This is a genomic window from Pseudoxanthomonas sp. PXM03, from assembly GCF_014852005.1.
Lineage (GTDB): Bacteria > Pseudomonadota > Gammaproteobacteria > Xanthomonadales > Xanthomonadaceae > Pseudoxanthomonas_A.
The window spans coordinates 477,738-493,452 of sequence record NZ_JACVAU010000002.1 but is presented as its reverse complement, the minus strand read 5'-3'; the positions used below and the strand labels follow the sequence as shown (position 1 = coordinate 493,452).

Genomic DNA, 15,715 nt, shown 5'->3' with positions numbered 1-15,715 from the left:
GATGAGGGTTCGGCGAAATCCGGATGGCTCCGACCTCACGGACTCCGCCGGACCCTCACCCCAACCCCTCTCCCAATGGGAGAGGGGCTCCAAATCAAGATGAGGAGTAGGAAGATGTCAGAGAGCGTTCCCTTCAAGCCCAAGAAATCCGTCGCCCTGTCCGGCACCGCCGCCGGCAACACCGCGCTGTGCACCGTCGGCCGCACCGGCAACGACTTGCACTACCGGGGTTACGACATCCTGGACCTGGCCACCACCAGCGAGTTCGAGGAAGTCGCCTACCTGCTGGTGCACGGCAAGCTGCCCAACCGCGCGGAGCTGGCCGGCTACAAGGCCAAGCTGAAGTCGCTGCGCGGCATCCCGGCCGCAGTGAAGGCCGCGCTGGAAGAGCTGCCGCCGTCCGCGCACCCGATGGACGTGATGCGCACGGGCGTGTCCGTGCTGGGTTGCGTGTCGCCGGAGAAGGACGACCACAATCACCCGGGCGCGCGCGACATCGCCGACAAGCTGATGGCCTCGCTGGGTTCGATGCTGCTGTACTGGTACCACTGGAGCCACAACGGCCGCGCCATCGATGTGGAGACCGATGACGACTCCATCGGTGGCCACTTCCTGCACCTGCTGCACGGCGAGAAACCGAAGGACAGCTGGGTGCGTGCGATGCACACCTCGCTGATCCTGTACGCCGAGCATGAGTTCAACGCGTCCACCTTCACCTGCCGCGTCATCGCCGGCACCGGCAGCGACATGCATTCGTGCATAGCCGGCGGCATCGGCGCGCTGCGCGGCCCGAAGCATGGTGGCGCGAACGAAGTGGCCTTCGAAGTACAGAAGCGTTACGAGTCACCGGATGAGGCGGAAGCCGACATCAAGGCGCGCGTCGAGCGCAAGGAAGTCGTGATCGGCTTCGGTCACCCGGTCTACACCGTCGGCGACCCGCGCAACGGCGTGATCAAGCAGGTCGCGAAGGACCTGTCGGCCGAGCAGTCGAACATGAAGATGTACGACATCGCCGAGCGCCTGGAGTCGGTGATGTGGGACATCAAGAAGATGTTCCCGAACCTGGACTGGTTCAGCGCGGTGAGCTACCACATGATGGGCGTGCCGACGGCGATGTTCACCCCGCTGTTCGTCATCGCCCGCACCAGTGGCTGGAGCGCGCATGTCATCGAGCAGCGCATCGACGGCAAGATCATCCGCCCCAGCGCCAATTACACGGGGCCTGAGGATCTGGAATTCGTTCCGCTGGACCGGCGCTGATCGAAGCCGAACCCGCATGGCACCCACTTCCCCTCTCCCGCTTGCGGGAGAGGGCAAAGGGTGAGGGCGTCTTTACATGGGCCCGGAAGACCTGGCCTTCGTGCCGATCGACCAGCGCTGAGGCAATCCGGCGCGCAGGGCGGGGCCGTTTCGACGCAGGTCGGGCGGCCCCGTGTCGTTTGTGTGACCCGTGTGGCAGCCGGGAACAGGCCGGCCGGGTTACTACTTGCGGTCGCAAGGGGTGCGTCGCAGCGAGCGGGAGGGGCCCGCCGCACGACGCTGGGGGACGCCATGCAGACCATGTGGTGCAAGACCGAAGCCGGACGCAACGAGATCCAGCAGCGCACGCGCAAGATGCCGGCGGGATTGCGTTCCATCCTGTTGCTGGTGGATGGCCAGCGCAACGACGAAGAACTGCGCGCGATGATGAGCGGGCTGCATGCGCCCGACGACGCGCTGCAGCAGTTGGCAGCCGACGGATTGATCGAGCGGCGCTCGGGTGCGGCATCGCTGCTTGCCGCCGTTGCCGCGCCGAAGGCGGGTGATGGGGTGCAGGCAACGACGATGACATCCGCCGAGCGCTACAACCTGCTTTACGCGCGGATCACCGAAGACATCCGTTCGCACATCGGGCTGAAGGGCTACTTCCTGCAGCTGAAGGTCGAGCGCTGCGCCGACGCGGACGAACTGGCCGCACTGCTGCCCGATGTGGCCACGGCGCTGACGAAGGCACGCGACCATACCTTCGCCACGCGCTGGCTGGAGGATGTGCGCGCATCGATGGCCTGACGCGCGCGCGTCGAAATCACGCCAGGCCTTCGGCCTTCAAGGCGGCCTGCACGCCGGCATCGGCATCCATCCGTTGCTTGAATGCCGCGATATTCGGCAGCCCCGAGAGGTCCACGCCGGTGCGTGCGGCCCACCGCAGCGTGATGTAGAAGTAGGGATCGGCGAAGCTGCGGAAGCCGGCCAGCCAGTCGCGTCCTTCCAGCTGTTTCTCCGCGCTTTCGAACAAGCCCCGCAGGCGCTTGCGTGCCGCGTCCTTTATCTCGTCGAATCGTGCCTCCTCGCCGATGAAGCGCGCAGGCCCGAATAGCGGATGGAAGGCCGGATGCAGATCGGAGTTGACGAACGAGAGCCAGCGCGCCGCCTGCGCACGCTGCTGCGGCGAGCCATCGCCGGCGAGGTGTGCCTGCGGATAGGTGTCGGCGATGTACCCCATGATCGCGGCGTTCTGGGTCAGCACGAAGTCGCCATCGACGATCGCCGGCACGGCGCCGGTGGGATTGATCGCCAGGTAGGCCGGTTCCTTCATCTCGTTGGCCGTCATCACTTGCACCTCGAATGGCTGGCCCGTCCACTGCAGCGCGATGTGGTCGGCGGTCGAGCAGGCGCCCGGCTTGGTGTAGAGCTTCATGCATTGTCCCAGTGGAAAAAGAAAGGCCCGCGATTATCGCGGGCCTTCAATGCTTTCTGCGTGATGCGTGGCGCAACGGATCGTCGCACCCCATTGCTTGCCGTCTCAGGAGCGCGGCTTGAGCTTCTGCACGCGCAGGAACGTGTGATCACCGATCGTCGCCACGTGGTACGCGTTGCGCCAGCTCGGGCTGGCGATCTGGTGCGCCATGAAGTGGCTGGCGCCCGGCACGATCTCCTTGCGCTGCCCGGGCGGCAGGGCCCAGTTGCGCTCGGCGTTCAGGGCCACGCTGACCGACTTGGCCCAGGCGTCCGGGTTCTTCAGGCGGGTGTTCGGGCCCACGATGGTCGGGGCGAACTGCTTGCGGGCGGTGACCACGGAGCAGACCGAGTCACCCCACAGGCCACTGTCGCGGCGTCGCAGGGCGACTTCGGCGACGGCTTGCTGCCCGCGGAGGGTCTGGTCGCGGGCTTCCAGGTACACGGTGGTGCTGAGGCAAAGCGAATCGGCGGCCGGCTGCGGCAACATCTGCGACAGCCATAGGATCCAGGCCAGTTTCATGGGAACTCCTTGCTCCGTCTTTCCCGCGCCCCTGCCTCTCCCGTTACGCAGGGAAGGACATCTGTGGGACAGCGGCTAGGGCGTCATGGGGAGGCAGCCTTCACACGGGCTGCCCGGGGACCGGCAAGGCCGGACCAGAGAGGTCCGAGCGCCGGGCTCAACCCGCCTGAGACTGGGCGGCGGGCCGGAAAGTGGGCGCAAGGTAGGCGGGGGAGACCCAACTCGGCCTGAACGGGGCGGCTTGACGGAAAGGGGGGCGGTCTGGCTGGAAAATGTGAGGCGTGTCGCACCGGCGAGGCCCCAGCGGCGCGGAAATGCGCCCGGCCAAGCCTCATCACCCGCTGCCCAGCGCAGGTGGGTGCCTGCGGGATGTCGTGCCGTCGTGGGTGCTCCGCCGGCCAGCGGCCGGCGCGTTGCTAAAGGCGGGCAGCCAGCCGGCTCCCCTGGTCGATCGCGCGCTTGGCGTCCAGCTCGGCGGCCACGTCGGCACCGCCGATCAGGTGGGGCGCCCGCCCCGCAGCGAGGAGGTCCGCCTGCAGCTCGCGGCGCGGTTCCTGGCCGGCGCAGACGACCACATGGTCCACCGGCAGCAGGTGCTCCGCACCGTCGACCTTGATGCGCAGTCCCGCGTCGTCCACGCCCAGGTACTCCACGCCGCCGAGCATCTTCACCTGCTTGGCCTTCAGCGTGGCCCGGTGCACCCAGCCACTGGTCTTGCCCAGGCGCGCACCGGGCTTGCCCGGACTGCGCTGCAGCAGCCAGACCTCGCGCGCAGGCGGTTCCGGATGGGGCCGGGCCAGGCTGCCGCGGGTCTCGAAGGCCGGGTCCACGCCCCATTCGGCCATCCAGCGGGCAGGATCCAGCGACGGCGAGGGGCCTTCGTGGGTCAGGTATTCGGCCACGTCGAAGCCGATGCCCCCGGCGCCGATCAGCGCCGCGCGCGCGCCCACCTTCACCCGCCCGGAGAGCACGTCCACGTAGCTGACCACCTTGGCGTGGTCGGCACCGGGAAGCGCGACTTGGCGCGGGGTGATGCCGGTGGCCAGTACCACCTCGTCGAAGCCGGCCAGGTCGGCCGCCGTCACGGGGGAGGAGAGCTTCACGTCCACCCGCGTTTCCTCCAGCCGGTGGCGGAAGTAGCGCAGCGTTTCGTGGAACTCTTCCTTGCCGGGAATCTTCTTGGCGTAGTTGAACTGCCCGCCGATCTCGCCCGCCGCATCGAACAGGGTCACCCGATGGCCGCGTTCGGCGGCGACCGTGGCGCAGGCCAGGCCGGCCGGGCCTGCGCCGACCACCGCGATGGTCTTGGGCGCGAAGGTCTTGGTGTAGTTGAGTTCGGTTTCAGCGCAGGCGCGCGGATTGACCAGGCAGCTGGCCATCTTGTTTTCGAAGACATGGTCCAGGCAGGCCTGGTTGCAGGCGATGCAGGTGTTGATGGCCTGTGGCGTGCCGGCGCGGGCCTTGGCCGCCCACTGCGGATCGGCGAGCAGCGGGCGTGCCAGCGACACCATGTCGGCCTTGCCGGCGGCGAGGATGCCCTCTGCTACCTCCGGCATGTTGATGCGGTTGGTGGCCACCAGTGGCACGCGCACGTGCGGCTTGAGCTTGGCGGTCACGTCCACGAAGGCCGCGCGCGGCACAGACGTGACGATGGTCGGCACGCGCGCCTCGTGCCAGCCGATGCCCGAGTTGATGATGGTGGCGCCGGCGGCTTCCACTGCCTTCGCCTGCACGACGATCTCGTCCCACTGGTTGCCGTCGTCCACCAGGTCCAGCAGCGACAGGCGATAGATCAGGATGAAGTCCGGCCCCACCGCCTCGCGCACGCGGCGCACGATCTCCACCGCGAAGCGCATCCGCTTCTCCGGCGTGCCGCCCCAGGCGTCGTTGCGCTTGTTGGTGCGCGGCGCGGTGAATTCATTGATGAAGTACCCCTCCGAACCCATGATCTCCACGCCGTCGTAGCCGGCGTCGCGCGCCAGCTTCGCCGCATTGGCGTAGGCGGAAATCTGCCGCTCGATGCCGCGGGCCGACAACGCACGCGGGGTGAAGGGGTTGATCGGTGCCTTCAGCTTCGACGGCGCCACCGTCAGCGGGTGGTAGCCGTAGCGGCCGGCGTGCAACAGCTGGGCGCAGATCTTCGCGCCGTGTTCGTGCACCGCCGCAGTGACGAACTTGTGCGGGCGCGCCTCCCAAGGCCACGACAGCTTGCCGCCGAAAGGTTTCAGCCAACCCACCAGGTTGGGCGAGAAACCTCCGGTCACGATCAGACCCACGCCGCCCGCCGCGCGCTCGGCGAAGTACGCCGCCAGGCGCGGGAAGTCCCTGGCGCGGTCTTCCAGGCCGGTATGCATCGACCCCATCAGCACCCGGTTGCGGACCGTGGTGAAACCCAGGTCCAGCGGCGTGAACAGGTGGGGGTAGGGCGAGGGGACGTTGGTGGCGATGGCGGTCATGCGGGCGGTGGATACGCTTGCGTATGGAAGAGGTAACGATGCCGCGACAAGACGCCCGGCGCAAGACGGCGCGGGCCAGGTCACGACCGGCATCCGTGGCGCGAAGCAGGGCACAGAGCCGGCCGGCTTGCAAGAGTTGTCCCGTCCCGCAGGCTCGGGGACCATAGGGTCCCCAGGTTCCCGGGCCCTCATGGACGCCGCAACACCGCCCCTGCACGATTACCTGCGCGCCGGCTTCGCCGCCGTGGACCTGCCGGACCTCCATCCCCTGCTCGGTGCCCGCGACCTGTTGCGGGCTTTCTCCACGCTGTTCCATGGCGGCGAGGAGAGCGTCATGGTGCGCCTGCTGGTCCTGCGCACCCTCGGCGAGCGCGGCGAGGCGCCGGACTGGTCGCCGCAGGAATTGCGCGACCAGTTCGCCTACCTGGATCCGGTCAAGTTCGACACCGTGCTCGGACGCCTGCGCGAGAACGACCTGCTGTTGTGGGACGGGGCCAGCCAGCGCTACCGCATCAGCCCGATCGGCCGCCAGGCACTGGCCTCGATCGGCCTGCTGCTGCAGTTCAACCGCGAAGGCGACGAGCTCGCCTACGTCACCGCGCAACTCGCCGCAGGCCAGGCCATGGGCCGGGTGGGTGCCGACGACCTGCAACATCTGTTGTCCCGGTTGAATGAACTGCGCGAGGACTTCGACCAGGCGGTGCTGAGCGGATCCGAACACCGCATCCAGTGCGCCGCCGACACGCTGCAGTCGGTCTGGCAATGGGTGGAGAAGGGCACCGAACTGATCCGCGACATCGCCGCCGACGGCGAACTGGATACCGCCACCCACCGCGTCGCCCAGCAGATCGGCCGCGCGCAGAGTGCGCTGCTGCGGCAGGCATCGGTGTTCCAGCGCGCGCTCAATCAGCTGGATCGTCATCGCGTGCATCTGGGGGCCAGCGGGCTGTCGTCGTCCGACGTCAACCGGTACCTGCGTGCGCTGGATGCCCAGGCGCTGGCGACACTGGCCGACGACGTGCTCATGCATGTGCCCCAGCCGGTGTTCGCACTGGGCCCGATCGCGCTGGACGTGGCTGAGTACGAACTGGTCGAGCGCGAACGCGCCGCGCAGGATGACGCGACGCTGCCGCCCTCGCAGGCTGCGCCGGTGGATACCCACGTGCCGGTAGCGCAGAACGAGTACGGGCACGCCGAGCAATGGCTTGACCAGTTGGCCGCCCTCGACGCCGAGGCACCGTTGTCGGACTGGGTGCCGCAGGACGGCTTCGCGCTCAGCGCGTACCGCCTGTCCCTGCTTGGCCTGATCGGCGACGCCGGCGCGGAGAACCGCCATGGCATCACCGCTTCGCTGGCGCAGCTGCCGATGCAGTGGCACGTAGGTACCGAGTTCGAACCCGTCCAGCGTGCCGGCGTGGCTTACATGAGTCGTGGCCGGCTGCTGCCGCAGATCCCCGAGGTGCCGGCACAGCCCGGGCCCCTCCGCAACAAGAAAGCCCGCACCGCATGAATGACCCCATCGCTTCCCTGATCGCACGGCTGCTGGCCGAGCGCTGGCTGCCGCGCGAGGACCGCGCCGTGCGCCAGGTGCTGGTCGACGCCGAACTGCGCGACGACCTTGATCGCCGCCTCGCCGCCGCCGGCCTGCGCCTGCTTGAGCATCCCTATGCGGCGCATGTCGCCGTCGGCGTCGCGCGTGCGCAGGAAGGCGACGTCTACGGACATGGTGACGCCTGGGCCGCCAGCAACCTCTCGCTGGGGCGCGACACGGTCGCGCTGCTGGTCGTGCTGTGGGCGCTGCTGGTGCTGCCCAAGCGCCAGCGCCAGATCGCGCGGCAGGAAGGCGAGCGCCAGCATGAGCAGGAGCAGATGTTCGCCGAGCTCAAGCCGGTGCCGGTGGGTGCGGAGCTGGTCGAACCGCTCAACGAACGCACGCTGCTGGCCGACTTCGCCGACAGGCTCGGCGGCAAGGGCCGCTTGCAGATGAACCTCGGCACGCTGCAGCGGCATGGGTTCATCGTGCGCCGCCGCGAACGCATCCACGAAGGGCCGCTGCTCGACCTGGCTTTCGACTACGAGCGCATTGCCAGCCGGGTGATGGAGGGCGCGCTGGCGCAGGTGATCGAGGAGGCGCGTGCCTCGCAGGCGAGTGCGCCCGAGGTGGCGCCGGACGAGAGTGTCGATGAAGTGAACGAGGAGCAGGCCGATGTTTGAGTTCCGCAGCCTGGAAGTCGTCCACTGGGACTACTGGCAGCGCTACACGCTGCCGCTGGATGCCTCCATCATCACCGTCGTCGGCCCGAACGGCTCCGGCAAGACCACGCTGCTGGACGCACTGCGCACGCTGCTCGCGATCGACGACCGAGACATGGCGCGCGACTACAAGACCTACCTGCGCCACAACGGCAAGCCGTATGCCTGGTTGCGCGCGGTGGTGAGCAATCCGGTCGACCGGCGCGGCAAGCGCGCGTTCTTCCCGCACATGGACGAGCAGGTGACCATCGCCTGCCGCATCCGCAAGCGTGGCGGCGACTGGTCGCGCGACTACCAGATCGTCGCGGGCGACGTGCCGGTGGAAGCGCTGGACCAGGGCGGCGACTGGCTGGGCGTGCGCGACTATCGCGTGCGGCTGGCGGGCGCCGGCCTGAGTCGGGCCATCTGCCGCGTGCTGACCCTGGAGCAGGGCGCCACCGACAAGCTCTGCCAGCTGTCGCCGCGCGAGCTGCTGCAACTGGTTTTCGACGTGTTCGAGGACAAGGCGGTGCTGGACGACTACCAGCGTGCCCGCAACGAACAGTTCGACGTGGAGAAGGAGATCGGCCAGTTGCAGCAGGGACTGGCGGAACTGCATGTCAGGCTGGAGTCATCGCGCGCGGACGTGCGGTCGTTCGAAGACGGCCTGTCCCTGCGTTCGCAGCGCAACCGGCTGCAGACCGAGATCGCGCCCAAGGTGGAGCTGGCCGACCTGCGTGCCACCATCGAAGGCGCACGGCCACGCCTGACGGGCCTGCGCCGCGCGCTGCGCGAACGCGAACGCGCCCACGCAGACCTGCTCGCCCAGGAGGTGGCCGCACAGCTGCAACGGGACCGTGCCGCTGCCGAGCTGATCGGGACGCGCGCGCAGCTGAGGCAGGCGGAAGCGATCTTCACCCAGGCGCGCGACCATGCGCGCGATGCCGAGTCTCTGGTGCGACGCCATGACGAACTGGCGAAGCTGCAGGCCGAGCGCGGCGGTGCCGACGTGGAGGCATTGAGCCGTGAACTGGAAGATGGACGCCGTCGCCAGGCCGAACTGAAGCTCGAAGCCGAACGCGATCGCCAGCGCAATGGCGAGATCGCCGCCCAGGTCGGCGCGCTCAGCGGCGGCGGCCGGGTGGTCGAACCCTTCGAGCGCGAGTTCCGCGCGGCACTGGATCGCCAGGGCATCGCGCATCGCGTGCTCACCGAGATGGTCGATGTCGTGGATGCGGACTGGGCGGTCGCGGTGGAGGCCGTGCTGGCACCCTACCGCCACCTGGTGCTGCTGGATCACCCGAAGGACGCCCGCGAGGCCTGGCGGCTTGGCGAACAGATGCAGTATCGCCACTTCGTCGTCGCCGATCGCGCGCCGGTGGAGAAGGCGACGAAAGGCTCGTTGCTGGAGGTCGTGCGGTTCTCCGGCGACCCGCCGGCATGGCTGCCCCGGCATCTCGACCGCATCCAGCGCGTTGCCGATGTCGAGGCCGGCCATCGCCTGCCGAAGGGCCAGGACTGGATCACGGCCAAGGGCTACCTGCGCGAGCAGCGCGGCGCTCGCCATGTCGGCGGCGGCGCGCATCATTTCGGCGCCGGTGCACGGCAGGCACAACTCGCGTCGTTGCGTGCGGAACACGCGATGCTGCAGGACCGTGCGCAGGTGCGTGAGGACGCACTGACCACGCTGCGCAAGCAGCTCGACGCCGCGCAGTCGCGCTTGCTGGGACTGGATGCCGGGCAGGAACTGGTGACGCGTGCGGCGGAATTCGCCGATGCCGTCGAGCGCCTGCCCGCGCTCGCGGAGGCAGCGGCCGTGGCAGGCGCTTCGCTTGCCGAGGCGCGTGCACGCTTGGACGCCCTGGAAACACAGGACAAGGTGGAGGGCATCGCGGCGGCCAGCCGTGCCGGCGAGATCAAGGCGCTGGCGACTGAGGTGCGTGAGCGCGCTCAGCAGATCGACCAGGAGCGCATGGCACTGGCCCAGCGGATTCTCGATTACCGTCGTCGCCGTGCCCAGATGCCGGTCGCGTGGCGCAGCGCGTCGGTGCTGCGTGCGGCGCGCGAGGAGTATGAGAGCGCCAGCTCGGTCCGTCGCGAACTGGAGCGGATCGAAGAGCGCATCGCGCGCGGGGGCTACGTGGAGGATGAAGGGTGCGTTGCGCTGCGCGACAAGTTCGCCGCCGACCATGCCGGGCTGGAAGCCGCCATCGGCAAGCGCGAAGCGCACCTGCATCGCGCACGTCGACTGACGGAAGAGGCGCGTGGCGCTTACATCAATGTGCTGCGCGCCACGGTGCGTCGCTACAAGCGCAACCTGGCGGCACTCGGCGAGCTGGCCGGCATCGGCGTGGATGCCGAGCTGCCCGAACTGGTGAACGAGGACACCGCATTGGCGCAGGCCGGCCTGACCGTGCGCTTCGACTTCGACCGCAAGGGCTGGATCGGCCTGGACGACGGCGAGGCCTCGGGCGGACAGCAGGTGATGAAATCACTGCTGCTGCTGGTGGCGCTGCTGCGCGACGAGGAACAGCCGGGCGGTTTCGTCTTCATCGACGAACCGTTCGCGCATCTGGACGTGGCCAACATCGAGAAGGTCGGTCGCTTCCTGCGCTCGACCGACGCGCAGTACATCCTGACCACTCCCATCACACACAACGTCAACGTGTTCGAACCGTCCGATCTGGTGCTGGCCACCAGCAAGCGGCGCGCCGCCAGTACCTGGGCGGAGCCGGTCGCCGTGCTGAAGCGCGACCGCAGCGGGGACGCCGTGGCGGCCTGACGCCGCCCCGCGTCGCCTACAGCGCTGGTCGCCGCATCCGCAGCAGGGCGATGCCCATTCCGACAAACAGCGCGCCGGTCGCGCGCCGCCAGTATCGGCGCCATCGGCCCGCAAGCCAACGCCGCAGGCGGCCTGCAGCAAGCACGTAACACAGGTGCGAAGCCACCGTGCAGGCGGCGAACGTGGAGGTCAGCAGTAGCCCCTGCAGCCAGGGGGATGTCGCCTGGTGCATGAACTGCGGCAACAGCGCGGTGAAGAACAGGATGCTCTTCGGATTGGTGACCGCCACCATCAGTCCCTGCGCATACAGCTGGCGTGCGTCGCGCGACACCGAGCCGGGAGCAGGCATGGTCGTCAGCACGGATGGCGCGCGCCATTGGCGGATGCCCAGGTAGACCAGGTAGGCGGCGCCCGCCATCTTCAGTATCGCGAATCCCGTTGCGGAGGTGCGCAGCAGGGCGCCCAGCCCAAGCAGTGCGGCCAGCGCGACCAGGAACACGCCGGTGGCATTGCCTGCCGAACCAAGCAGCGCGCGCCGCGCGCCCTGCGTCGCCGTATTGGACACCGCCAACAGCACCGCAGGGCCGGGGCTGAACGCCGTGGCCAGGCACAGCGTGCAGAACCACCACCACGCGTTCGTCGTCATCGTTGCGGCCCCCGCATGGGCATCACCAGCCTGCGACCACCAGCTTGCCGATGGTCGTGCCGGACTCCAGCCGGCGGTGTGCTTCGCGCAGGTTGGCGGCATTGATCGGTGAAAGCGTCTCCGTCAGCGTGCCGCGCAGAACGCCGGCATCGATCAGGTCCGCCACGCGGTCCAGCAATGCACCTTGTTCGCCCATGTCGGCGGTGCGGAAGCGCGGGCGCGCGAACATCATTTCCCAATGGATACCGATGCTCTTCGCCTTGTAGGGATCACCGATGCGCAGCTCGCCACGCGGTTCGACGATCAGGCCGACATGGCCCAGCGGCGCCAGCAGCTCGCCGAGTTCGCTCCAGTAGCGGTCGGTGTCGGCCAGGTTCAATGCGGCGTCGAGGGTGTCCACACCCAGCGCCTTGAGTTGCGGGCCGAGCGGTTCGCGATGGGTGATCACGTGGTCGGCGCCCAGCGCCTTGCACCAGTCGATCGTGTCCTGTCGCGACGCGGTGGCGATGACGGTGAAGCCGGCGAGCTTCGCCAACTGGATCGCGATTGACCCCACGCCGCCAGCGCCGGCGATCACCAGCAACGACTTGCCCGCACCGCCGCCGTCCAGTGCGTAAGACATGCGGTCGAACAGCAGCTCCCACGCGGTGATCGTGGTCAGCGGCAGCGCGGCGGCCTGTGCGAAGTCCAGCGACGCGGGCTTGTGGCCCACGATGCGTTCGTCGACGAGCTGGAACTGCGCGTTGCTGCCGGGCCGGGTGATGTCGCCCGCATAGTAGACGGCATCGCCGGGCTTGAATCGCGTCACTGCCTCGCCGACGGCTTCGACCACACCGGCGGCGTCGTAGCCGAGCACCTTCGGCTGGGCTTCGATCTGCGGTTTCGGCGAGCGCACCTTGGTGTCCACCGGATTCACGGAGACGGCCTGCACGCGCACCAGCAGGTCGTGGCCGGCGGGCGAGGGCGTGGGAAGTTCCACATCGGAAAGCGATTGCGGATCGTCGATGGGCAGGTAACGGGTAAGCGCGACAGCTTTCATGGTGCGGCTCCGGCATGTGGGGGAAAGGCCTGGACGGGCAACGGACTGCGTTCGGAGAAATGCCCGCGCCAGTACGGATAGTAGGGATACGGCGTCTCCACGGCGCTGGCAGCATCCAGGCGCGCGATCTGGTCGGACGACAGCTGCCAGCCGATGGCGCCCAGGTTCTGTCGCAGCTGTTCCTCGGTGCGTGCGCCGATCAGCACCGTCGACACGGTGGGACGCTGCAACAACCAGTTGATGGCGATCTGCGGGATCGACTTGCCGGTTTCCCCGGCGACCACGTCCAGCGCATCGATGATGCGGAACAGGCGCTCCTGTTCCATCGGCGGCCCGATGTCGGCGGTGTCGTGCAACCGGCTGGTGGCAGGCAGCGGTTGCCCGCGTCGCAGCTTGCCGGTCAGCCGGCCCCAACCCAGCGGGCTCCACACCACCGCGCCTACTCCCTGGTCGATGGCCAGCGGCATCAGTTCCCATTCGTAGTCGCGGCCCACCAGCGAGTAGTAGGTCTGGTTGGCGACATAGCGCGTGTAGCCGTAGCGTTCGGCGATGCCCAGGGATTTCATCAATTGCCAGCCGGCGTAATTGGACACACCCAGGTACCGCACCTTGCCCGCACGGACCAGGCCATCGAGCGTGGACAGCGTTTCCTCGACCGGCGTCAGCGCGTCGAAGGCGTGCAGTTGCAGCAGGTCGAGATAGTCGGTGCCGAGCCGCTGCAGCGACGCATCCACCGCCTTCAGCAGGCGGAAGCGCGACGCGCCGGCATCGTTGGGGCCTTCGCCCAGGCGCAGGCCAGTCTTGCTGGACAGGATGACCTGGTCGCGCCGGCCTTTCAGGGCCGCGCCCAGGATCGATTCGGACGCACCGTCCGAATAGACATCGGCGGTGTCGAAGAAAGTGAGGCCCGCGTCCAGGCTGATGTCGATCATGCGGCGCGCCTGCGCGGTGTCGGTGTTGCCCCAGGCGCCGAACAGCGGCCCCTTGCCGCCGAACGTGCCGGCGCCGAAGCCCAGCGCCGAGACCTTCAAGCCGGAACGGCCGAGAAAACGGGTTTCCATGGAGGAGTCCTGATGAGGGAGGAGGAGCGGGTCAGGTGCCGGCGGCATCGCTGACGAGTACGAGACGCTGGCTGCGGCGTTCCAGCCCCAGCGCCCACAACGCAACGGCGAAGGCGGCTGCCGGCACCAGCGCAGCCACCCACGGCAGCGCCGACAGACCCAGGCCCTGCGAGATCACTACGCCACCCAGCCACGCGCCGAGTGCATTGCCGAGGTTGAAGGCGCCGATGTTGAGGCTGGATGCCAGGCTCTGCGCGCCACTCGCTTTCTGCAGCACCCAGAGTTGCAACGGTGACACGGTAGCGAAGGCGGCAGCGCCGAGCAGCCCGGTGAACGCGATCATTGCCCAGGGGCTGCGCAGCGCAAGCGTCATCGCGCCCATCACCAACGCCAGCAATGCCAGCGTGCCCAGCAGGGCCGGTGCCAGGCGGCGGTCGGCGAAGCGGCCACCGAGCAGATTGCCGACGATCATGCCAACGCCGAAAACCAGCAGGATGGGCGATACCGCAGCGTCAGTGAAGCCGGTCACCTGCGTCAGCAGCGGCTGGATGTACGTGTAGACGGTGAACATGCCGCCGAAGCCCAGCACCGTCATCAACAGGCCCAATAACACCTGCGGGCGTGCGACCACGCGCAGTTCGTCGCGGAACGGCAGCGGCATCGGCGCGCTGCGATCGGCCGGCACCAGCGTCGCGATGATGACCGTCGCCAGCACGCCGATCGCGGTCACCGCCCAGAACGTCGCACGCCAGCCGAACTGCAGGCCCAGCCAGGCACCCGCCGGCACGCCGAGCAGCGTGGCGACCGTGAGGCCGGTGAACATGATGGAGATGGCGGAGGCCTTGCGGTCTTCGCTGACCATGCCGGTGGCGACCACGGCGCCCACGCCGAAGAACGTGCCATGCGCCAGCGACGTGACCACGCGCGCGGCCATCAGCAGCTCATAGCTCGGTGCGAGCGCACAGGCGAGGTTGCCCAGCGTAAACACGATCATCAGTGCCACCAGCACTGCCTTGCGCGGCATCCGGCTGGTCGCGGCGGTCAGAAGGGGCGCACCGACGAACACGCCCAGCGCGTAGCCGGAGATCAGCAGGCCGGCGGCGGCGATGGATACGTGGAGGTCGGCGGCGACCTGCATCAGCAGGCCCATGATGACGAACTCGGTGGTGCCGATGCCGAAGGCACCGGCGGTGAGCGCATACAGACCCAGAGGCATCCGGGCGGCGGGGGAGGTGGCGGGAGGCATGGGGGCGTTCGTGAGGAAACGGGGCGTGCAGCTTGCGGCTTCCCTTCGTTGTGAAAAACAGTGAATATGCCGAATCACTATCAACAGAATATTGATAATGGATCGAGTCGGTGACCTGGCCCTCTTCCTGCGCGTCCTCGACCTGGGCTCGATCACCGCAGCCGCGCACAGCCTGGACCTGTCCGTGGCCGTCGCCAGCCAGCGGCTGAAGCGGCTGGAGAAGGAACTGGGCGTACGCCTGCTGCACCGGACCACCCGCCGACTGCATCCCACGCCGGAGGGGGCCGCGCTGGCCGAGCAGGGCAGGGTGCTGGTGGAGGAACTGGAGACGCTGGGCACCGGCCTGCGCGAGGCTGCGCGCGAAGTCGCCGGCACGTTGAGGGTGACCACGTCCGCGTCGTTCGGGCGCCAGTACGTCTCGCCGCTGCTACCCGCTTTTCTCGCACGGCATCCGAAGCTGCGGCTGAGCATCCATCTGAGCGACAACGTGGTGGACCTGGTCAGCGAGGGCTTCGACCTGGCGATCCGCATCGGGGCGTTGGACGATTCGCGCCTGGTCGCGCGGCGCATCGCGCCCAACCGACGCGTGCTGTGCGCATCGCCCGACTACCTGCGCCGAAGAGGTCGACCGCGCGTGCCTGAAGAACTGGCCCAGCATGATTGCCTGCTGCTGTTCGGCAGCGGCGGCCGCCAGGATGTGTGGCGGCTGGGCACTCCGGCGGGCAGCGAGATCGCGGTGCGGGTGCAAGGGCGCTTCGAGAGCAACTTCGGCGAGGTGCTGCGCGACGCTTCGCTGGCGGGCGAAGGCGTGGTCATCCACTCGCTGTGGCACGTCGCCGACGACCTGCGTGCCGGTCGGCTGGAGGTGGTGTTGCCCGACTACCCGCTGGCGACGACTGCGATCAGCGCGGTGATGCCGCAGCGCCGCCTCGTGCCGCCGCGCGTGCGGGCCTTTACCGACTTCCTGATCGAGCAGTTCGGCGACAACCCGCCCTGGGAGCGCGGACTGTAGGCC

At 68.4% G+C, this 15,715-nt stretch carries 13 protein-coding genes; 6 read left to right on the top strand and 7 right to left on the bottom strand.

What is annotated here, in order from left to right; all coding sequences use genetic code 11:
- Positions 1-114 precede the first annotated feature (114 nt).
- Together prpC and IB223_RS11065 are read left to right on the top strand one after the other, a co-directional pair.
- On the top strand, positions 115-1,260 hold the full coding sequence (prpC, locus tag IB223_RS11070; RefSeq protein ID WP_192201746.1) for a 2-methylcitrate synthase: 1,146 nt from the start codon (positions 115-117) through the stop codon (positions 1,258-1,260).
- A 291-nt stretch (positions 1,261-1,551) separates the two neighbouring features.
- Entirely contained in the window at positions 1,552-2,049 is a 498-nt protein-coding gene (locus tag IB223_RS11065) for a hypothetical protein (protein ID WP_192201744.1), read from the top strand.
- A 16-nt stretch (positions 2,050-2,065) separates the two neighbouring features.
- Here IB223_RS11065 and IB223_RS11060 read toward each other — a convergent pair whose 3' ends face one another.
- The 3 genes from IB223_RS11060 to IB223_RS11050 form a co-directional block, all read right to left on the bottom strand.
- Positions 2,066-2,677, bottom strand: coding sequence for a glutathione S-transferase N-terminal domain-containing protein (locus IB223_RS11060; protein WP_192201742.1), 612 nt, complete (start codon positions 2,675-2,677; stop codon positions 2,066-2,068).
- Positions 2,678-2,782: 105 nt separating this feature from the next.
- A complete protein-coding gene (locus IB223_RS11055) occupies positions 2,783-3,238 on the bottom strand; it encodes a cell wall hydrolase (RefSeq protein ID WP_093296426.1) in 456 nt (151 codons plus the stop codon).
- A gap of 416 nt (positions 3,239-3,654) precedes the next feature.
- Positions 3,655-5,694, bottom strand: a complete 2,040-nt coding sequence (locus tag IB223_RS11050) for an NADPH-dependent 2,4-dienoyl-CoA reductase (protein WP_192201740.1) — start codon at positions 5,692-5,694, stop codon at positions 3,655-3,657.
- 190 nt (positions 5,695-5,884) lie between these two features.
- Here IB223_RS11050 and IB223_RS11045 point away from each other — a divergent pair, with 190 nt between their 5' ends.
- The 3 genes from IB223_RS11045 to IB223_RS11035 are packed head-to-tail and all read left to right on the top strand — an operon-like array spanning position 5,885 to position 10,708.
- Entirely contained in the window at positions 5,885-7,204 is a 1,320-nt protein-coding gene (locus IB223_RS11045; protein ID WP_192201738.1) for a hypothetical protein, read from the top strand.
- Complete coding sequence (locus IB223_RS11040) at positions 7,201-7,908, top strand: hypothetical protein (RefSeq protein ID WP_192201736.1); 708 nt, start codon at positions 7,201-7,203, stop codon at positions 7,906-7,908. Before IB223_RS11045 ends, IB223_RS11040 begins: the two co-directional genes overlap by 4 nt.
- On the top strand, positions 7,901-10,708 hold the full coding sequence (locus tag IB223_RS11035; RefSeq protein ID WP_192201734.1) for an AAA family ATPase: 2,808 nt from the start codon (positions 7,901-7,903) through the stop codon (positions 10,706-10,708). Before IB223_RS11040 ends, IB223_RS11035 begins: the two co-directional genes overlap by 8 nt.
- A gap of 16 nt (positions 10,709-10,724) precedes the next feature.
- Here IB223_RS11035 and IB223_RS11030 read toward each other — a convergent pair whose 3' ends face one another.
- From IB223_RS11030 to IB223_RS11015, 4 genes are read right to left on the bottom strand one after another with little or no spacing between them, the layout of a single operon-like run.
- Positions 10,725-11,354: a LysE family translocator gene (locus IB223_RS11030; protein WP_192201732.1), complete on the bottom strand. Its 630-nt coding sequence runs from the start codon at positions 11,352-11,354 to the stop codon at positions 10,725-10,727.
- A 22-nt stretch (positions 11,355-11,376) separates the two neighbouring features.
- Positions 11,377-12,393, bottom strand: coding sequence for a zinc-binding alcohol dehydrogenase family protein (locus IB223_RS11025; RefSeq protein WP_192201730.1), 1,017 nt, complete (start codon positions 12,391-12,393; stop codon positions 11,377-11,379).
- Complete coding sequence (locus IB223_RS11020; protein ID WP_192201727.1) at positions 12,390-13,454, bottom strand: aldo/keto reductase; 1,065 nt, start codon at positions 13,452-13,454, stop codon at positions 12,390-12,392. The genes IB223_RS11025 and IB223_RS11020 overlap by 4 nt, the downstream gene beginning before the upstream one ends.
- A 31-nt stretch (positions 13,455-13,485) precedes the next feature.
- Positions 13,486-14,700 carry an MFS transporter gene (locus tag IB223_RS11015; RefSeq protein WP_225591009.1) on the bottom strand — a complete coding sequence of 405 codons (1,215 nt, stop codon included), beginning with the start codon at positions 14,698-14,700 and terminating at the stop codon, positions 13,486-13,488.
- A gap of 97 nt (positions 14,701-14,797) precedes the next feature.
- Here IB223_RS11015 and IB223_RS11010 point away from each other — a divergent pair, with 97 nt between their 5' ends.
- On the top strand, positions 14,798-15,712 hold the full coding sequence (locus tag IB223_RS11010; protein WP_192201725.1) for a LysR family transcriptional regulator: 915 nt from the start codon (positions 14,798-14,800) through the stop codon (positions 15,710-15,712).
- The last annotated feature ends 3 nt before the right edge of the window (positions 15,713-15,715 follow it).